This is a genomic window from Nocardia albiluteola (assembly GCF_018860155.1).
GTDB classification, from domain to species: Bacteria; Actinomycetota; Actinomycetes; order Mycobacteriales; family Mycobacteriaceae; genus Nocardia; species Nocardia albiluteola.
This window is the reverse complement of sequence record NZ_JAHKNI010000002.1, coordinates 596,591-615,161: the sequence shown is the minus strand read 5'-3', so window position 1 is coordinate 615,161 and position 18,571 is coordinate 596,591. Positions and strand designations below refer to the sequence as shown.

Genomic DNA, 18,571 nt, shown 5'->3' with positions numbered 1-18,571 from the left:
TCAGCCCACCTGCTTTCCGGAATTCGAATCGACCTGCGCCAGTACCGAAGCCGCAAATGCCGCGACCCGTCGCAGAGCGGGCGTGGCCTCGGGAACCAGCAACGGCAGCGCCTGGAAGACATGGATCCGCCCGGGCCACAGCTCCAGCTCGCACGGCACCCCCGCCGCCACGGCCATGTCCCGCAGGTGGCGGGCGTCATCGGCCAGCATCTCCCCCGCGCTGGCCTGCACGAACAGCGGCGGCAGGGGCGCGCCGGGCGGAATCGTGAGCCGCAGCCGCGGCGAATCCGCCGGCGCGGTGGCGGTATACAGCTCGATGAGCCGTCGCCCCACCGCCGCCGGGGCCATGGGGTCCGGCAGCACCCGATCGCGCCGCCGCGCGAGGGTCAGCGTGGTATCGATCAACGGCGAGAACATGAACGTCCCCGCGGGCTGTTCGATCCCGGCAATCGCGTTCTGCAGCAGCAGATCCAGCGCGAGGTGGCCGCCGGCCGAATCCCCGCCGATCACCAGATCCCCGGCGCGGTAACCATGTTCGAGCAGCCAGCGGTATCCCGCCGCGGTGTCCTGCGCGGCCGCCGGAAACGGATGCTCGGGCGCGAGCCGGTAGTCCAGCACGAATACCGGCAGCCCGGTCGCCTTCGAGATGCGTGCGGCCAGTCCCCGATGCGTGCGCGCCGAGCACACCACATATCCGCTGCCGTGGAGGTAGTAGACGGCCTGATTCCCGTGCCGCACCCCGGCCGCCCGGACCCATTCGCCGCGCACGCCGCCCGATCGGACCGGCTCGACCGCGGTCCCCGGCGGGACCGGCCCGCCGAGCGCCATGACCGCGGCAATGAGTCCCCGCCCAGCCTCGATTCCGATCCGATTGTTCGGCAACCACCCATTGACCTGGCGCAACCCCACCACCGACGCCGCGGCCGCGAGTCGCGTCCGCGGCGTCGCCCGGGTGGGGATCGCCGACGGCGAGTGGGTCGCCATTGACCCTGTCCTCATGAGGCTCAGCATCGCAACCAATGTGCCAGTTGTCAATGGCACATTGGTCAACACCTAGTCACGGTGAATACCGAGTCGGGTGGACGAGGGTGGAGCGAGCTACTCCACCCTTCTCGACCGCTCGGCTGATGTGGGCGAGCGGGTCGGGCGCGAAAGATGGAAGCCGGTGCCGGAACTGCGGTTTCGGCGAGCACCCCGGGCGACCATCAGATCGAGAGGGACACACCATGGCATTCGCAGACGCGCAGAACGGCCTGGGTACAACACAATCCGAGCCGAGCCGAGCCGAGGCGCCCACCCAGGTGCCACAGGCGAGCACCGCCGCACCCGGAGTGGACCGCAAGGCCCTGGCCCGCCAGTTGCTCCGCGATGTCGGGGTACCGATGGCCGCCTACTACGGGCTGCACGCCGCGGGTGCGAGCAATCTGGTCGCCCTCGGCGCCGGGACGGTGCTGTCGGGGGTGTTCCTGGTCGCCGAGATCGTGCGCAAGCGTCAGCTCGATCCGTTCGCGGCGGTGATCCTGGCCAGCTTCGCGCTCGGGCTCGTGCTGACCTTCACCTCCGGCGATGCCCGCTTCGTGGTCGCCAAGGACTCCTTCACCACCGCCCTGATCGGAGCGGCCTTCCTGCTCAGTACCGCGATCGGCCGGCCCCTGATCTACGTGAGCGCACAGCGCGGCATGTCCGCCGAGGCCGCGGCCGCATTCCGGGAGCGGTACCGCACCAACCCGCGGATGCGGCGCACACTCGCCACCCTGAGCGTCGTCTGGGGCGCGGGACTGTGTGCCGAGGCGGCGCTGCGGGTGGTGCTCGTCTACCACCTGTCCATCCCGACCATGGTGTGGTTGTCCAACGTCATGATGGTGACCACCTTCGGCGTGCTGATCGCCGTCACTCTGGCGGTCGTCCGCCGTGCCCGCGCCCGCGCCGCCCGCGCCGACGCGGCGGAGGTCTAGCGATCCGACTGGGCGGCAACGGATTACGTGGCCGCCCAGCGCGATGAGGCCTCCGACTCAATGCTCAGCGGCGTTCCGCAGATCGGTCAGCCAGGCCTCGAGGCCGGCGCCGAGAAATCGGGTGGAGGTCGGGACGTCGGACTCGACCTGCGCTCCTCGCCAGTTCTCCTGGGTCCGCACCAGGACGCCGTCGTGGACCGGGGTGAAGGTCCAGACGTGGGTGCCGCCGTCGATGCGCATTCCGTCACCGATCGCCGGACCGGTCCAGCGAATGCACTGATGCTCACGAATCTGCCGGACGGTCGAGGTGATGCTCAGGGTGGTCGCGGGGGTCGTGGCGGTGGCGGGAGCCGGGGTGGTCCAGCGGAACTGCGAGCCCGGCCGCAGCGGCCCCGAATCCAGGCGGCGCATGCTCGTGACCGGCTTCTGCCAGGCGGGCCAGTGCGCCACATCGGTCTGAATGTTCCAGATCTTCTCCAGCGGCGCCTTGATCAGCGCCTCGGTCCGGTAGTGGATCGGGGCGGTGAGATCGATGGTCTGCCCCTCGCAGGACAGCGGCGCCGGATCGGTCACCGGGCCGTCGGCGAGCGCGGGCGCCGTTGTGGCGCCGAGGATTCCGGCGGTCAGCGCGATGCCGAGCAGTGCCCTGCGACCACCGCGGGAGGCCTGTTTCGGGGCGCGGGACGAGCGGGTGTCGGTCATGGCTCTACTCCTGATTTTCGAGGCCGATCCGAGAGCCGGATCGTTAGCATCTCTTGCTTGAGTTAGAGGCTATAACTCTTCTGTCGTTAGAGTCAATAGAAAAAGTGATAACCTCTAACTATCCGAGGAGTCGAGGAGTGGCCATGACGGACGTGCGGAGTCCGCGCGAACGGTATCGCGAGCAGATGCGCGCGGAGATCAAGCAGCACGCCTGGGAGCAGATCGCCGAGTCGGGCGCGTCCGCGTTGTCGCTCAACGCGATCGCCAAACAGGTGGGCATGAGCGGCCCAGCCCTCTACCGGTACTACGCCGGCCGCGACGAGCTGATCACCGAACTCATCGGCGATGCGTACCGCAGCCTCGCCGACGCGGTCCGGGCCGCCTCCGACGACGGCGCCGACGTGGCCCAGCTCGCCCACACCGTGCGGGACTGGGCGCTGCAGGATCCGCAGCGATACTTCCTGATCTACGGCACGCCGGTCCCCGGATACCGTGCGCCCGAGGACACGACGGCAGTCTCGGACGAGATCATGACCGTGCTGCTCGCGGCGTGGAGCAGCGTTCCACCAAGGCCCGCAACCCTTTTCGACACCCATCTCGCCGAGCGCACCGACCGGGAACCGGAGACGGCCGCGGCTCTGCATCGGGCCCTGACCTTCTGGACCCGCGTACACGGCGTGCTATCCCTGGAACTCGCGGGCCATTTCGCCGGCATGGGGTTCGACCCGGCGCTACTCTTCGCCGAGGAAGTGGAACGGCTCTCGGCCACTTGACTCGGACCCGTTCGAGTCGTACTTACGAATCTCGAGATTCCGAAGCAGGCCAGGCAGCATCGTTTTCGGCTATTCTCGCGCCCGTGACCGAACGCGCGCGCCCCATCGTCGGCCCCGACTATCTGGTCGCCGGCCGCTACCGTCTGCAGTCCAAGCTCGGCGGTGGCGGAATGGGTGCGGTGTGGCTGGCCCGCGACCGGCTGCTGAACCGCGACGTCGCCATCAAACAGGTGCTGACCACCGCGGGCCTGAGCGAAGAGGTGGCCAAGGCGGTCCGCGACCAGATCGTGCACGAGGGCCGGGTCGCGGCCAAGCTGTCGCACGAGCACGCCATCGCCGTCTACGACGTGGTCCTCGAGGCCGGCGAGCCGTGGCTGGTCATGGAGTACCTGCCCTCGCGCAGCGTCGCCAAGGCGCTGGCCCTGGCCGATGCGCTGCCGCCGATCGAGGTGGCACAGATCGGCGCGCAGGTCGCCGATGCGCTGGCCGCCGCGCATGCCGCGGGCATCGTGCACCGCGATATCAAGCCGGGCAATATCCTGGTCGCCGACCGCGGCGCGGAGGTCGGCACGGTGAAACTCAGCGATTTCGGCATCTCGCGCGGCGCCGGGGAGCTGTCCGACGAGCCGGAGGACGTCATCACGGGCACCCCGGCCTATATGCCTCCGGAGGTGGCGCGCGGCGCCCAGCCGACCACCGCCAGCGACGTGTATTCCCTTGGTGCAACGCTATACACCGCGGTCGAGGGAAGGCCGCCGTACGGCTTCGACGAGGACAACGACGTCATCGTGCAGCGCGCCGCGATGGCGCAGATCACCCCGCCCGCCCGCAGCGGCGCGCTCACCGAGGCGCTGCTGCACATGATGGAACCCGCGCCGCAGCGCCGCCCCACGATGGCCGAGGCCCGCAACGAAATCCTCACCGCCGTATTCGGTCCCGGCACCGGGCCCTACATTCTCGGCGCCCCGGTCCGCACCGACGACGGCACCATCCCGGCCTGGGCCACGCGCAACTCCGCCGCCGGACTCCGCAGCCCGCACTCGGTTCCGCTGCCCCGCGCCCCCCGCGCCAACGCCCCGAGCGCCCCTGCGCCGCAACGCACAGTGGGCCTGCGCCTGGACTCCATGGGCCCGAATGCCGCGCCGCTCGCGATCGCGGTGGGGCTGCTGATCGGACTGCTCATCCTCATCGTGATTCTCGTCGCCGTGATGTAGGGGCGGGATCCGCGAATCCAGGCTCGCTACAACACGATCCAGCATGCCGACTCACGAGCGGGCGTACATGGAATCGCGAGCAAGGCATGTGCCGACTCACGAGTGAGGCATGCGCCGAATCGCGAGCAGGACGCCTGTGAATCGCGAATAGGCACGTGCTGAATCGATACAGCGACAGTCGTCCCGCCGTAGCGGCAACCACTACCAGCGCGGCTGGCCTTGCTGTGGGGCGCTCGGATACTGCTGTTGATTCGGAATCTGCTGTGCGCCATTGGGATACCCCTGCTGCGGAGGCTGCCCATAAGGCTGCTGTGCTGCAGCGGGATTCGGCGCCGGGTAGGGCTGCTGGCCGTAATTCTGCGGCGGCTGCTGGCCGTAATTCTGCTGCGGCTGCTGGGCGTAGGCCTGCTGCTGGCCATACGGCTGCTGCTGAGCGTAGGGCTGCTGCGCCGGGTACCCCTGCTGGCCGTAGGGCTGCTGACCGTAAGGCTGCTGCGGAGCGCCGGCCCCGCCGCCGAACTGCACATGCCACTGCCGAATCGTCGCCAGCTTCTGCTCGAACTCCGGATCCTTGACCAGCCAGTGCGTCATGGGTGCGAGCGAAATCTTCGCACCGCCCTGGCGTCGAATGAATTTCACCTGCTTGGTGCCGAGCCAGTTCCGCTCGACGACGGACTGGAGCTCACCCCACCCAATGACCGTGGTGCCGTATCGCTTGATCGTCACCCCCTCCGGAGTGAGCGTCAGCGACCACAGCGCACCGAGCCCGAAGTTCAGCGCCGACACCACGATACCGAGCACGAAGAAGGCGACCCCGAGTGCAAGACCCTGGGTAACCAAACGCAGCAATCCGATGATGGCGAACACGACGAGACTGAAGCCGGCGTTCGCCGCGCGCTGCGCGGGCGAAAGCCGGAATTCGATTTGTTGCATGGGATCTCCCCCCTGGAACGAACAATGACGACAATTTTGTGTAGTGACCAGTGATCCTATCGGGCCGAACCGCGGCCCGCTGATCGCCGTTCGCCGTTCGCTCCAGCCGAGTCAGTCGATCCGGCGGCGGTGTGCCCAGCGTGTCAACGCATTCCGATTGGACTGCTGAGTCTTGCGCAGCACGTTGGAGGCGTGAGTCTCGACAGTCTTGACCGAGATGAACAGGGACTCGGCGATCTCGCGATAGGTGTAACCGCGCGCGAGCAGGCGCAACACCTCCAGCTCGCGCGGGGTCAGCGAATCCAGTTCCGGATCCAGGGGCGGCTCGGGCGCCGGGGACCGGCCGGTGAACGAGTCCAGCACGAATCCGGCCAGGCGCGGGCTGAACACCGCGTCGCCGCCCGCGACGCGACGAATACCGTCGGCCAGTTCGGGTCCGGAAATGGTCTTGGTGACATAGCCCCGCGCGCCCGCGCGGATCACCGCGATCACATCCTCGGCGGCGTCGGACACGCTCAGCGCCAGGCAGACCGGCCCCGCACCCTCGCCCCGTCCGTTCCCCGCCCCCTTCTCGATCCCCTGCAGCACCGCAACCCCACCACCATCGGGCATGTGCACATCCAGCAGCACCACATCCGGCCGGGTCGCCGCGACACCGGCGATGGCCTCGGCCACCGCACCGGCCTCCCCCACCACCTCCATGTCGTTCTCACGGCTCAGCTCGGCCCGCACCCCGGACCGGAACACCGCATGGTCATCGACCAGAAACACCCGGATAGCCACAGTTCTCCTCACCTCGGATGAATGCCACGCTACCGAGCACAGCATCACCACCGGCACCACATCCCGGCATCCATCTCGACAGCCCCGTTCGGCCGCTTCGGTAGGCGTACCTCCGCATTCGCTCCGGCCGTGCGCGGTTTCGGACGGCTTCGCCGACAGCGCCCATCAGGCGTCGGCCCGGCGCGAGACCGCAGCGCCGGCGACGACGATCTCACCGCCGCCGATCGGGCACTCGACCCCATCCGCCGGAGGTGTCCGGACCGGCCGCTTTCTCGGCCTTGCGTGATCCCGCTTCGACGAAAGTGTTTCGGCGAGCCATAGGCTGACAGCATGCCCGTGCAGCTGATCTTTCTCGTACCGCTGCTGTGCTGGTTACTGGCGGCACGCAGTCCTCGAATTGTGCTGGGGGGTGGGGTGATTCTGGTGGCCGTGGCAGCGGGCGAGTTCGCCGTCGCCAACGACCGGCTACTGCCCGCGCAGAAGACCACCGTCATGGCGATACTCATCGTGGCGGACGTGGTTGTCTTCGTCTCGGGGTTGTACGTCGATGGGTGGACGGGCGGGCGCGTCACCGCGATCACCATCGCCGGCACGATCCTCGGTGCCGTGTACTGCGTCCTGAGCCTGGGCGGCATGGTGGCTATCGCCCTGATCACGCACGGACAGCGGGCCTCGATCCCATCCGCCGGCATCCTGCCGCCACTGCCCGCGGGACTGACACCGACCGGCAGCCAGACCCGGTGCCGCGACTACGACGACTCCGACAACGATTCGACCGTCTGCTCTCGATCGTTCGAGATCGGCAGCACCCGCGGGGCACCGGCGACGGAGGTAGCCGATCTGATGGTTCAGCACCTGCAAGCGCACAACTGGCCGTTCGTATACGACGAGAAGCGAAACAAGTGGAGCGCCTGCCATCCCGCGGGCTGGGGTCTGGACCGAAGCACCCTCTGCGCCACCGTCACGATCCGGCAAGACCGAACCTCGGTGTCGTTCGACGATGCAACCCACATTTCCGAGTAGCCGGGTGCACCGCAACCGCCCGATACCCCCGATGCCGCGTCGGCCGGTGCTGCACAGCGACAACGGGTTCGAGCATCAGGCCCAGGGACAGGTCGCCATCGAGATGCACGGGAGCTCCGCTGCCGCGTCGGCCGTAGCGTGGAAAGGGTGAGAGTCGAGGATCCCGGTCGCGAGCCCGGTGCCGAGTGGGACTTCGCGAGACACGCGGATGCCGGGACGACAGGCACCGCGATCATCGGGTATCGGGATGCCGGCGGTGCCGGCCTGGATCTGCGGGTTGCCGGGACGCCGCAGGTTACCGTGCTGATTCAGTTCGGGGACAGCGATGTTGTCATCGACGATGCCGAGGGGCGGCGCGCGGTCGGCGGGTTCGTCGCGGGACTTCCCATCGAGGCCATGCGGATTCGGAGCGAGCGGGCCGAGTGTGTCGAGGTGCGGTTGACGCCGATCCAGGCGTATTCGTTATTGGGCGTTCCCCCAACGGATCTGGGGCGTGGCATCGTCGACCTGCAGGACCTGTGGGGAGCGCGCGCTCGGCTGCTGCGTGAACGACTCGCGGGCGCCGACACCTGGGACGAGCGTTTCGCGCTGACGAAATCATTTCTGGCACAGTGTGACCGGCCGACGCGAGCGCCGGATCCCGAGGTGCTCGCCGGCTGGAATCGCATACTCACCACCCACGGCCAGGTGCGGATCGGTGAGCTCGCCGACTCATTCGGCTGGAGCCGCAAACGGCTGTTGTCGAGGTTCGAGGCGCAGATCGGGCTGCCGCCCAAGCGAGCGGCGATGCTGGTCCGGTTTCGGCACGCGGTCGACGGCCTGCTGGCGGGACGGCCCGCCGCCGACGTGGCCGCCTCCTGCGGATACACCGATCAGGCGCATCTGATCCGGGATGTGTCGATCTTCGCCGACCGCACGCCGCGGGCGCTGACGACGCACTACCTGCCCACTATCGCCCGTCACCGCTACCGGGCATGGGGAACTTTTTTCCAATATCGGGAGGGGCCTGCCGGTCGATAGTGGTGTCCGCCTCGGGCGCGACGGCGCACCCGAGCGCTACACCGATTCGACTACGAGAGGACACGTTTCGTGACCACCTCCCTGGATCCCGCCGAGTTGCAGCAAGCCCTGGACACCGTCCACCGCGCGGGCATGCCCGGAATATTCGCCGAGGTGCGCGACGGTGACCAGCTCTGGCGCGGCGCGGCCGGAGTCGCCGATCTCGCCACCGGCCGTCCCGTCACCCCCGATATGCGCCACCGCGTCGGCAGCATCACCAAGACGTTCACCGCCGCCGCGGTGCTGAAACTGGTCGAGAGCGGCGAGGTCGAACTCGACGCACCCATCGGTCACTATCTGCCGCAACTGGTTCCGGGCGAGCGCGGCGCGGCGATCACCGTCCGGATGCTGATCGGCCACACCAGCGGCCTCGCCGAATATCTCCCGCATGCCTATTCGTCGCTGGCGGCCTTCCCCGCCGTGGCGAAGACTACGCCGAAGAGCCTGGACGACAACCGATTTACGCGTTTCGACCGGGTCGAGCTCATCGCGATGGGCGTCGCGGCGCCCGCCGTCGCACGCCCGGGCGGCGCGCCGGGGGTGTACTCGAACACGAACTATCTACTCCTGTGCCAACTTCTGGAGCTGGTCACCGGAACCCCGGCCGAGCAGTGCATCACCCGCAATGTCATCGAGCGCGCCGGACTGCGAGACACCGAACTCCCGGCCGGACCGCATATCGAGGGGCCGCACTCACTCCACTACGAAGCGTGGCTGGGCATGATCGATCCGCCGCGCGATTACAGCGTCTACGACATGTCGTTCGTCGGCCCGGCGGCCGCGCTGATCTCGTCTGTGGCGGACCTCAACCGCTTCTACCGCCTGCTGCTGGCGGGAGAAATCGTCAGCCGATCGTCGCTGGAGCAGATGCAACGCACCGGACCCGTCATCTCCTTCGAAGGCAAGACGCTCGACTACGGCCTCGGGCTGCATCGCATGGACATCCCCGGTCACGGCACCTTCTGGGGCCACGACGGCTCGGTCTGGGGCGGCGGCGCGATCTCCATGAGCAGCGCCGACGGGAGCCGCCAACTGTCTCTCGCGGTAAACCTGCAGCGCTGGAATCGACTCGACGCCAACGGAAGCCCTCAACCCCACCCCATCGACGCCGCCCTGCAAGCCCTTGTCCGCCTGGGACTGTGCGGTTGATCGGCTGGCGGTAGGCCGTATGCCGCCGGGGTCTGCTGGACTGGGCGTGAAGTGTCCTGCGTCTCGATCTCGCTCAGCCGCTTCGGTAAGCATCGGCCCGGTGCGAGACTGCCGTGACCGCGACGATGACTTCACCGTCGTCGATCAGATAGAGCACGCGGTATTCACCGCGGCGGGCGGAGTACTGCGGTGCGAGGGGTTCGTTGAGCGGCTTGCCGACCCGGTGGGGGTTTTCAGCCAGCGGTCCAGAAATGAATTCCCAGCAGGCCGCGGCGATCTTCTCCGGCATCCGAGACAGCGCCCTTTGGGCAGCTGGTCGCAGGACGATTCGATACGTCATGCTGTGGCAGCAGCGATCATGGCGCGCAAAGCCGTCATGCAGACGGCGTCCGGAACGCCGGCGGCGTGCATGTCCGCTATGACGTCGACATGGTCACCGAGGTCGATCCCCGTCGCCCGCGCGGCCATGATCTCGGTCATCTCCTCGCCGGTGAAATAACGTCCGGCGGCCTCGTCCGCTGTGGACTCGATGATGTCGCGGACCAGTGCACGATCCGACAGCACGTCGATGGTCTCCATCAGTGACTCGTAGTCCTCGCTCGACAGCAGCACCACCGCAGGCTTGCCGTTGCGAGTGACATGTACCCGATTGTGGGTCTTCACCGCGTCGTCGACCAGCGCGGAGAACTGCTGTCGGGCCTCGACCACAGGAATCGTCGTCATGTACAGAATTCTAGCGTGTTCACCCCGCCTTGGCTGAGCTGTGTGCGCACCGCTGATCGACGTCCCTGGTCGGCTCCGTCATCGATGCGGAAATGCGCGCCTCCGGCCGACGTCCTCCGGCATGTCCCGGTCGCCAACCGGACTGGACCCTGCGTCCGGCTCGGGCGATGCGGCATCACACTCCGCATCGTCGTCCGCGAGCCGCCCGCCCACGACATCCTGGCTACCTGGCGCATCCACCCCCTCGGAATCCTTGCGGGGCATGGTGATCCGAACCTCGGTCCCACGGCCGGGGGTGGAATCGACCACCACCGTCCCGCCGCGCCGCTCGATGCGGGCGTGGATGGATTTGGACAGGCCCTGGCGGTCGGCGGGGACGTCGGCGGGATCGAAACCAGCGCCGCGGTCGCGCACGAAGACGCTCACCTGGTGCGGCTCGACCTCCGCGAACAGGTCGATGGTGGGGACCCCGGCGTGCTTGGCGGCGTTGACCAGCGCCTCGCGTGTGGCGCCGAGCAGTGCGGTGAAATGCTCACGGGGCAGGCCGATTCCGGTCTCGCCCGGGTCCATCGACACATCGCCCACCGTCACGGGGGCAACCTTCACACCGTGCTGATCCTCCACCTCGCCCGCGATGGTGCGCAGCGCGGCGGCCAGACTCGACTCCGCGGGCATGGCGTCGGAGAACAGCCACTTGCGCAATTCGCGCTCCTGGCTGCGGGCCAGGCGCACCACCTCCTGCGCGTCGTGCGCCTGACGCTGGATCAGCGCGAGGGTCTGCAGCACCGAATCGTGCAGGTGCGAGGCGATCTCCTCGCGCTCGTCGTTGCGTATGCGCGCGGCTCGTTCGGCATTGAGCGCGCGCATCATCCGCAACCACAGCGGCACCGTGAGCAGACCGACGCCGATCAGCGTGACCCCGACCGCGAGCAGCGCCGAACCCATCGAACTGAGATTGATCCGGCCCAGGAACACCACGCCCAGCCCGACCACGATCAGTGTTGCCCCGGCCAGCACGCGCGTCCAGGTGAGGACCGACGGCCGCACGGGCAGCCCGAGCAGCGAACGCGGCCCCTCGGAATCGAATTCGTGCCACACCAGGGCCGCGCCCACCGCGACCACGATGATCGGCCCCACCACACGCGCCGCGGTGCCGTTGAACAGCCATGCCATCGAGACCGCGAGCGTGACTCCCAGCAGCACCAGCCCCGCCGCCTGCCGCCGCTCGGCGGCCGTGGGCGGCGGGCCCTCCCCACCGGACGGGGTGAAGATCCACAGCATTCCGTAGGCGACGATGCCCGCCCCCATCAGCGCCGACAGGAGGACGAATGCGATGCGCACCTTCAGGACGTCGACCCCGAGGTGATCGGCGATACCCCCCGCGACCCCGCCCACGACCCGCCCGCCGGAACGCCGCAGCATCCGCGGATACGGCGCAGAGCCCTCGGGCGCGACGGCCGCGCCACGATGACCGGCCCCGCGGGCATCGAAGGCAGGCATGGACGGGTACATGCCTTCGATACTGGCACGTGCCACCGACACCGACCATCGGGGAATCACCCCATTCCCAGCTCAGGGTGGTGGGCGATAACCAGGTGGCGGCGAGCTCTCACTCCGGATAGTTGCCCGATGCCAGATCCTCCAGCAGGCTCGGATGGGTTGGCTCCCAGCCGAACTGCTTGCGAGTCAGGACGCTCGAGGACGGCTGGTCCAGGGAGAACACCTGCCCGAGGAATCCGAAGCTCTCGGCGGGCACGCTCGCGACCGGCAGGCCGAGCTCCCTTCCGATCGTCTCGGCGAGGGTGAGCATGCTGTCGCCCTCGTCGGCGACGGCGTGTGTGACCGATCCCGGGGTGGCCTGCTCGGTGACGAGCCGGAACAGGCGCGCGGCGTCCAGGCGGTGCACCGCGGGCCAGCGCTGGCTGCCGTCCCCGACGTAGCCGGACACCCCGGTGGCCCGGGCCGCCCGGATGAGCACCCCGGCGAAGCCGTACCCGTCACCGGGGTTGCGCCCATGAACCGACCGCGGCAGCCGAACGACAGCGGAGCGAATGCCGTCCCTGCCCGAATCGAGCACCGTCTTGGCGTTTCGAGCCCGCCCGGCGAGCGGGCCCTGCATCGGCATCTCGTCCTCCTCGGTTGCCACCCGGCCCGGCGCGACCGGCGTCCCCGACGCGATCACCAGCGCCTTCCCGGTGTCGCGCAGCGTCTGCGTGAAGACCTCGACAGCGAGGGCCTCCTGTGCCATGTTCGCCTCGATGTTGGTGAAGTCGTTGCCGAAGGCGAGGTGGATGACCCCGTCGGAGTCCCGCGCGCCGGACCGCAGCGCGTCCGCGTCGTCCAGATCGCCCCGGATCGCGGCGGCGCCGAAGCCGGCCAGCTTGGCGGCCGACCTATCGGAACGGGCGAGGCCCACCACCTCGTGCCCGGCGCCGATGAGCTCGGGAACGACCGCGGAACCGATACCGCCCGTGGCACCCGTAACGAAGATTCGCATGATGACCCCTGACTGTGATGCGACTAGTGTCCCATCAGCCTACCGAGTGATGCGACATCTGTCCCGTCACGGCGCCAAAGTGTTGCGACATCCATCCCATCACTAGAATCGAACGATGCCCCGATGGAAGCCCGACGCGCGCCAACGCCTGGTCACGGCGGCGTTGCAGCTGTTCTCCGAGCAGAGCTACGACAAGACGACGGTCGCGGAGATCGCCGATCGCGCGGAGCTGACGCGGAGCACATTCTTCCGGCACTTCTCCGACAAGCGCGAGATCCTGGCCGCGGGTCAGGAGACGTTGTCGAGGCTGTTCACCGAGGGCATCGCCGCGGCGCCCGCGCAGGCCTCGCCTCTGACCGCCGTCGAGCACGGGCTCGAGGCCGCCGCCGCGAGCATGACACCGTTCAATCGGGAGCTCGCCCCCCGCCTGCGGGCGATCATCGCGACGAGCACCGAACTGCAGGAGCGCGACCAGCTCAAACACGTCGGGCTGGCGGCCTCGATGGCCGAGGCGCTGCGCGCGCGTGGCGTGCCCGAACCCGTCGCGGCCATCGCGGGAGAGGTCGGCATGCTCGCATTCCGGGATGCCTTCGCCGACTGGGTGCGCGAGGACGACCAGCAGGATCTCGCGGAGCTGATGCGCACGGCGCTGTCGCGCTTGCGCGAGGCGATCGCCGAACTGGGCTGAATTCAGGCGTCCAATCAGGGTCATCCCCGATGTGGCCCGAGGTCCCCCGCGACCACCATGGACACCATGACCAGAGCGAGCGGCTGGGCCGGCAGCACCGGCCGGGCGGGATTCAACGGACAGCTCCAACATCTGTGGCAGACACGCCCCGTGCGACTGCCGCATCACGGGCCGGGCGCGGGCGTGGCGGCCGGATTCGGCCGGCGCTACGGGGTCGATCCGGTGCTGGTGCGGGTCGCCTTCGTGGTGTCGACGCTCTTCGGCGGCTCGGGCATCGTGCTGTATCTGCTGGGCTGGCTGCTGTTGCCCGCGGCTCGGGACCAGGTGTCCGCGGCCGAGGGACTCGTCGGCCGCGGACACAGCACGCAGTCGCCGACCAAGACGGTGGTGCTGATCGTGGCGCTGCTGATCGCGGTCAGCACCGTGGGGCCGGTGGGGGCCGGCCTGGGCGGAGCCGGGCTGATCAGCTTCGCACTGATGCTGGCCGGGTGGTGGCTGCTGTATCTGCGGCAGCCGCAGCCGCCCGCCGACGATTTCGAGGCACTGACACCGGACGCCGGTTTCGCCGCGACCGGATATCCGGGCGCGATGTTCCCGGGTGGTTCCCCGTGGGGTGGGACCACCTACGGCCCGTACACCAGGCTGCCCGACCACTACGAACCGGATCATCCGAAAGACGCTGCGGCAAGCGATATTCCGCCGCAGCCGACCGAGGTGATCGCGCAGCAGACGCACCCGGGCGCAGGTGACACCGCGGTGCTGTCGCACGACACGGCCGTACTGCCGGACGATGCCCCGATGGATGCCCCTGTCGAAGAACAGGATTCGGTGGCCACCGGCGCCTCGAGCGCCGCCCCGTCGCCCGGACGTTCCACCGACAACGATGCGGCACAACGGATCACCTCGTCGGCCACCCCCTTCCGAACCATCCCGGACCCCTCGAAGATCCGGCCGGACGCCTCGGGCTGGGATCCGCTCGGCGTGAGCCCGACGGCCTGGGATCTGCCCGACCCCAACACACCGCCCGCCCCGGTGCTGCCGCCCCTGCCCCCGCGCCGCCCCCGCTCCCGGCTCACCCCGGTGGTGATCGGCCTGGCCATCGTGGCGGCGGCCGCCGCCGGAGTGCTGGCCGCGGCCGGCGTGGACTGGATGACCCCGGGCCGGATCGGCGCGGTGGCGCTGGCGGTGGTCGGGCTCGGCCTGATCGTCGGGGCGTTCCTGCGCCGCGGCTACGGACTGCTGGCGCTGCTGGCGCCCCTGGCCGGATTCGTGGTCATGGCCTCGCTGATCGGCCCGGTCCGTTTCGACCGCGGCGCGATGGGGGGCCACACCTGGACCCCGGCCACGGTGGCCGAGCTGCAGCCGTCCTACCGGGTGAACGCCGGCGACGGCACGCTGGATCTGCGATCGCTGAGCCTGACCGAGAACCGCACCGTGAAGGTGGAGGTACGCGCCGGCGACTTCCATGTCCTGGTGCCGAATTCGATGCGCCTGGACACCACATGCCGGGCCAGGATGGGCGATGTCACCTGCCCGCAGGGCCTGTCCGGCCCACCCACCGGGCCGGTGCTCACCCTCGATGTCGATGTCCACGCCGGAGACGCGGAGGTGACCCGTGGATAGGAAGCGCGGACCGTCGTTCTCGCTGCTACTGGCAGGAGTACTGGCGCTGCTGGTGAGTGTGTGGGCCATCCTCGGCCCGGGCGCTTGGCCGGTGCACAACAACTTCCCCGGGGGCTGGATAGTGCTCGCGGCCGTCGGCATCGTCGGGATCGTGATGGTGATCTCGCCGCGGCGGCGCAAGCGCTGAGCCGCAAAAAACGCAAGGGCCCTGGATCCGCATCGGATCCAGGGCCCCTGTGCTGTAGGACTATCGGTGCCCACGCGGGGCTCAGCCTGGTCCTACTCCCACTCGATGGTTCCTAAATGGGACTCAGCCTGGTCCTACTCCCACTCGATGGTTCCTAAATGGGACTCAGCCTTGTCCTACTCCCACTCGATGGTTCCTAAATGGGACTCAGCCTTGTCCTACTCCCACTCGATGGTTCCTAAATGGGACTCAGCCTTGTCCTACTCCCACTCGATGGTTCCTAAATGGGACTCAGCCTGGTCCTACTCCCACTCGATGGTTCCTGGGGGCTTACTTGTCACATCCAGCACCACCCGGTTGACCTCGGCCACCTCGTTGGTGATGCGGGTGGAGATGCGCTCGAGCACGTCGAACGGCAGTCGCGTCCAGTCCGCGGTCATGGCGTCCTCGCTCGACACCGGGCGCAGCACGATCGGATGGCCGTAGGTGCGCCCGTCGCCCTGGACGCCGACGCTGCGCACGTCGGCCAGCAGCACCACCGGGCACTGCCAGATCTGCCGGTCCAGCCCCGCCGCGGTCAGCTCCTCGCGGGCGATGGCATCGGCCTGGCGGAGCGTCTCGAGCCGGTCCCGGTCGACCGCGCCGACGATGCGGATGGCCAGGCCCGGGCCCGGGAAGGGCTGGCGCGCAACGATTTCCTCGGGCAGGCCGAGCTCGCGCCCGACCGCGCGCACCTCGTCCTTGAACAGCAGCCGCAGCGGTTCGACGAGGGAGAACTCCAGATCGTCCGGCAGGCCGCCGACATTGTGATGGCTCTTGATGTTCGCGGTGCCGGTGCCGCCACCGGATTCCACCACGTCCGGATACAGCGTGCCCTGCACCAGGAATTCCACGGACGGGGCCGAATCGTCCTGCGCCCCGGTCTCTTTCACCACCTGCGCGACCGCGTCCTCGAAGGAGCGGATGAATTCGCGCCCGATGATCTTGCGCTTCTCCTCGGGATCGGTGACGCCGCTCAGCTCGCCGAGGAATTTGTCCACCGCGTCGACGGTCACCAGCTTGGCCCCGGTCGCGGCGACGAAGTCGCGCTGCACCTGCTCGCGCTCGCCGGCCCGCAGCAGGCCGTGATCGACGAACACACAGGTGAGCTTGTCGCCGATGGCCCGCTGCACCAGCGCCGCGGCCACCGCGGAGTCCACGCCGCCGGACAGGCCGCAGATCGCGTGGCCCGTGCCGACCTGCGCGCGCACCTGCTCGATGAGCGCCTCGGCGATATTGGCCGGAGTCCAGGATGCGGGGATCCCGGCGATCTCGTGCAGGAATCGGCTCAGCACCTGCTGTCCGTGCGGGGAGTGCAGGACCTCGGGGTGATACTGCACACCAGCCAGCCGCCGCGCCCGATTCTCGAAGGCCGCGACCGGCGCGCCCGCGCTGGTCCCGGTGACCTCGAATCCCGGCGGGGCGTCGGTGACAGCGTCACCGTGGCTCATCCACACCGGCTGGCGCGTGGGCAGTCCGCCGTGCAGCACGCCGCCGTCCACGCTCAGCTCGGTGCGGCCGTATTCCCGGGTGCCGGTGTTTGCCACCGTGCCGCCGAGGGCCTGCGCCATGGCCTGGAAGCCGTAGCAGATACCGAAGACGGGCACCTCGAGGTCGAACAGGCGGGGATCCAACTGCGGTGCGCCCTCGGCGTATACGCTCGATGGCCCGCCGGAAAGGATCACCCCGAGCGGGCGGCGCTCGGCGATCTCCTCGATGGTCGCGGTGTGCGGAACCACCTCGGAATACACGCTCGCCTCGCGCACCCGCCGCGCGATCAGCTGCGCGTACTGCGCACCGAAATCGACAACAAGCACCGGTCGCTGGGTTTCTGCCACCGGCACAGTCTACGAAGCCGCCCGGACGCGACCGCGCTCGGCTGGCAACCCGGGGTGAGCTGCCCCGATGCGGCGGCCGACGATACCGCCGCAACCACCGGTCGCTCCCCTCGTTCCCTGGCCGCCGACAACGCACCGGTTACCACTCCGGCTCGCCTGTCCCGGGTCGCGACCCGACCGCTGCGAGCCGACGCCCGCGAAGCACGGATCGTCCGGCGCCGGACCGCAGCGCGGCCGGCGCAATCCCGCAGCGTGCCCGGAGTGCTTGACGTGAACGAGTCATTGGCGCAACCCGTCCGGTTCGCGTCGCCGGGCGGTACGGATGCCGAGGTGAAGCCGAATTATGGTGCGCCGCAACGTCCTGCGGGCGAATGGGGAGCAGCCTGCAATTCGCATGACAACTGTCGAGCACCACCGGTCAAGGTGGACAACCCACCGATGCTTGTCGGCGGTTGCAGCTATCCTCGTGCTCGTGCCATTCGCCCGCGCGATCGACGCCGAGATCCACTACGAGGACGGCGGCGGTCGTGGACCCGTGGTACTGCTGGGGCACGAATTCTTCATGGACCGAACGATGTTCGCCGCACAGGCGGAGGCGCTGTCGCCGGAATTCCGCATCGTCACCTGGGATGCGCGCGGGCATGGCGACACCCGGGATCAGGGGCTGCCGTTCACGTACTGGACCTCCGCGCGCGACGCGCTCGCGGTGCTCGATCAACTCCGGGTCGAGCGGGCCGTCGTCGGGGGCGCCTCCCAGGGCGGATTCAGCGCCATCCGCACCGCCTTGCTGGCCCCCGAGCGGGTGGCCGCGCTGGTCCTGATCGCCGCCGAGGCGCACGGCCCGACCCCGCACGAACTGGACAACTCCCGCCGCTTCCTGGAGCGCTGGCACGAACCGAGGCTGCGGCATGGGATGTCGAACCAGTTGGCACAGTGGCTGATCGGCGACGACGCGCAGACGCGCGCGGCATGGGTCCAGCGCTGGGTCGAGCGCGACTCACACGCCACGGAGGTGGCCGCGGGCTGCGTCCTCGGCCGCGACTCCATCCTGGACCGGCTGCACGAGATCACGTGCCCCGTCCTGGTGATCCACCCCACCCGCGCCGGCGTCGCCCGCTCCCACGCCCTGGAAATGGCTCAGGCGCTGACGAATTCACACTTCCTGGAGATTCCCGACGCCCGCCAGGCAGTGAACATGACCCACCCGGAACAGATCAACGGGGCCATCCGCGAATTCCTCCGCGAAACCATCCTCACCCAGTGAGCCGCCATCCAGAACGCAAATCTCGCGACACGCCGCCGCCGGTAGCACCGCTGGGCCGCTGCTACCACGGGTTCGAAATCTGCGAACGGATTGCCACCGACACCACCGTGATGCCCGATCA

Annotated in this window: 19 protein-coding genes; 10 read left to right on the top strand and 9 right to left on the bottom strand. The window is 68.8% G+C overall.

All coding sequences use genetic code 11. The features are described from left to right. Complete coding sequence (locus KO481_RS08675; protein WP_215916455.1) at positions 1 to 984, bottom strand: alpha/beta hydrolase; 984 nt, start codon at positions 982 to 984, stop codon at positions 1 to 3. 242 nt (positions 985 to 1,226) lie between these two features. Here KO481_RS08675 and KO481_RS08670 point away from each other — a divergent pair, with 242 nt between their 5' ends. Beyond that, on the top strand, positions 1,227 to 1,955 hold the full coding sequence (locus KO481_RS08670; protein ID WP_215916454.1) for a VC0807 family protein: 729 nt from the start codon (positions 1,227 to 1,229) through the stop codon (positions 1,953 to 1,955). A 57-nt stretch (positions 1,956 to 2,012) separates the two neighbouring features. Here KO481_RS08670 and KO481_RS08665 read toward each other — a convergent pair whose 3' ends face one another. Then, positions 2,013 to 2,657, bottom strand: coding sequence for an SRPBCC family protein (locus KO481_RS08665; protein ID WP_215916453.1), 645 nt, complete (start codon positions 2,655 to 2,657; stop codon positions 2,013 to 2,015). A 143-nt stretch (positions 2,658 to 2,800) separates the two neighbouring features. Here KO481_RS08665 and KO481_RS08660 point away from each other — a divergent pair, with 143 nt between their 5' ends. Both KO481_RS08660 and KO481_RS08655 read left to right on the top strand, forming a co-directional pair. After that, positions 2,801 to 3,430 carry a TetR/AcrR family transcriptional regulator gene (locus KO481_RS08660; RefSeq protein WP_215916452.1) on the top strand — a complete coding sequence of 210 codons (630 nt, stop codon included), beginning with the start codon at positions 2,801 to 2,803 and terminating at the stop codon, positions 3,428 to 3,430. An 83-nt stretch (positions 3,431 to 3,513) separates the two neighbouring features. Then, positions 3,514 to 4,644: a serine/threonine-protein kinase gene (locus KO481_RS08655; RefSeq protein ID WP_215916451.1), complete on the top strand. Its 1,131-nt coding sequence runs from the start codon at positions 3,514 to 3,516 to the stop codon at positions 4,642 to 4,644. A 201-nt stretch (positions 4,645 to 4,845) separates the two neighbouring features. Here KO481_RS08655 and KO481_RS08650 read toward each other — a convergent pair whose 3' ends face one another. Together KO481_RS08650 and KO481_RS08645 are read right to left on the bottom strand one after the other, a co-directional pair. Further along, positions 4,846 to 5,577, bottom strand: coding sequence for a hypothetical protein (locus KO481_RS08650; protein WP_215916450.1), 732 nt, complete (start codon positions 5,575 to 5,577; stop codon positions 4,846 to 4,848). A gap of 111 nt (positions 5,578 to 5,688) precedes the next feature. Then, on the bottom strand, positions 5,689 to 6,405 hold the full coding sequence (locus KO481_RS08645; RefSeq protein WP_215916700.1) for a response regulator: 717 nt from the start codon (positions 6,403 to 6,405) through the stop codon (positions 5,689 to 5,691). A 285-nt stretch (positions 6,406 to 6,690) separates the two neighbouring features. Here KO481_RS08645 and KO481_RS08640 point away from each other — a divergent pair, with 285 nt between their 5' ends. The 3 genes from KO481_RS08640 (at position 6,691) to KO481_RS08630 (ending at position 9,591) form a co-directional block, all read left to right on the top strand. Then, a complete protein-coding gene (locus tag KO481_RS08640; protein ID WP_215916449.1) occupies positions 6,691 to 7,383 on the top strand; it encodes a hypothetical protein in 693 nt (230 codons plus the stop codon). Between the two features lie 147 nt (positions 7,384 to 7,530). After that, positions 7,531 to 8,403: a helix-turn-helix domain-containing protein gene (locus tag KO481_RS08635; protein ID WP_308166436.1), complete on the top strand. Its 873-nt coding sequence runs from the start codon at positions 7,531 to 7,533 to the stop codon at positions 8,401 to 8,403. 69 nt (positions 8,404 to 8,472) lie between these two features. Further along, positions 8,473 to 9,591 carry a serine hydrolase domain-containing protein gene (locus KO481_RS08630; RefSeq protein ID WP_308166435.1) on the top strand — a complete coding sequence of 373 codons (1,119 nt, stop codon included), beginning with the start codon at positions 8,473 to 8,475 and terminating at the stop codon, positions 9,589 to 9,591. 73 nt (positions 9,592 to 9,664) lie between these two features. On the opposite strand, the gene KO481_RS08625 is transcribed toward KO481_RS08630, so the two are convergent. From KO481_RS08625 to KO481_RS08610, 4 genes are all read right to left on the bottom strand, one after another. Further along, the gene (locus tag KO481_RS08625) at positions 9,665 to 9,931 is read right to left on the bottom strand and encodes a type II toxin-antitoxin system RelE family toxin (protein ID WP_215916448.1); all 267 of its coding nucleotides are present in this window, start codon (positions 9,929 to 9,931) and stop codon (positions 9,665 to 9,667) included. Continuing rightward, a complete protein-coding gene (locus KO481_RS08620; protein WP_215916447.1) occupies positions 9,928 to 10,314 on the bottom strand; it encodes a type II toxin-antitoxin system Phd/YefM family antitoxin in 387 nt (128 codons plus the stop codon). Before KO481_RS08620 ends, KO481_RS08625 begins: the two co-directional genes overlap by 4 nt. Before the next feature lie 78 nt (positions 10,315 to 10,392). Next, complete coding sequence (locus tag KO481_RS08615; protein WP_372451978.1) at positions 10,393 to 11,814, bottom strand: PspC domain-containing protein; 1,422 nt, start codon at positions 11,812 to 11,814, stop codon at positions 10,393 to 10,395. A 109-nt stretch (positions 11,815 to 11,923) separates the two neighbouring features. Then, complete coding sequence (locus KO481_RS08610) at positions 11,924 to 12,811, bottom strand: SDR family oxidoreductase (protein WP_215916446.1); 888 nt, start codon at positions 12,809 to 12,811, stop codon at positions 11,924 to 11,926. A gap of 115 nt (positions 12,812 to 12,926) precedes the next feature. Between KO481_RS08610 and KO481_RS08605 the strand changes: the two genes are divergently transcribed. The 3 genes from KO481_RS08605 to KO481_RS08595 all read left to right on the top strand — a co-directional run bounded on the left by KO481_RS08605 (position 12,927) and on the right by KO481_RS08595 (position 15,309). Next, on the top strand, positions 12,927 to 13,499 hold the full coding sequence (locus KO481_RS08605) for a TetR/AcrR family transcriptional regulator (RefSeq protein ID WP_215916445.1): 573 nt from the start codon (positions 12,927 to 12,929) through the stop codon (positions 13,497 to 13,499). A gap of 66 nt (positions 13,500 to 13,565) precedes the next feature. Then, complete coding sequence (locus KO481_RS08600) at positions 13,566 to 15,122, top strand: PspC domain-containing protein (RefSeq protein WP_215916444.1); 1,557 nt, start codon at positions 13,566 to 13,568, stop codon at positions 15,120 to 15,122. After that, positions 15,115 to 15,309, top strand: a complete 195-nt coding sequence (locus tag KO481_RS08595) for a hypothetical protein (RefSeq protein WP_215916443.1) — start codon at positions 15,115 to 15,117, stop codon at positions 15,307 to 15,309. Before KO481_RS08600 ends, KO481_RS08595 begins: the two co-directional genes overlap by 8 nt. 302 nt (positions 15,310 to 15,611) lie before the next feature. On the opposite strand, the gene guaA is transcribed toward KO481_RS08595, so the two are convergent. Continuing rightward, on the bottom strand, positions 15,612 to 17,186 hold the full coding sequence (guaA, locus tag KO481_RS08590; RefSeq protein ID WP_372451957.1) for a glutamine-hydrolyzing GMP synthase: 1,575 nt from the start codon (positions 17,184 to 17,186) through the stop codon (positions 15,612 to 15,614). 472 nt (positions 17,187 to 17,658) lie between these two features. On the opposite strand from guaA, the gene KO481_RS08585 reads away from it, so the two are divergent. Then, positions 17,659 to 18,450: an alpha/beta fold hydrolase gene (locus KO481_RS08585; RefSeq protein ID WP_215916441.1), complete on the top strand. Its 792-nt coding sequence runs from the start codon at positions 17,659 to 17,661 to the stop codon at positions 18,448 to 18,450. The last annotated feature ends 121 nt before the right edge of the window (positions 18,451 to 18,571 follow it).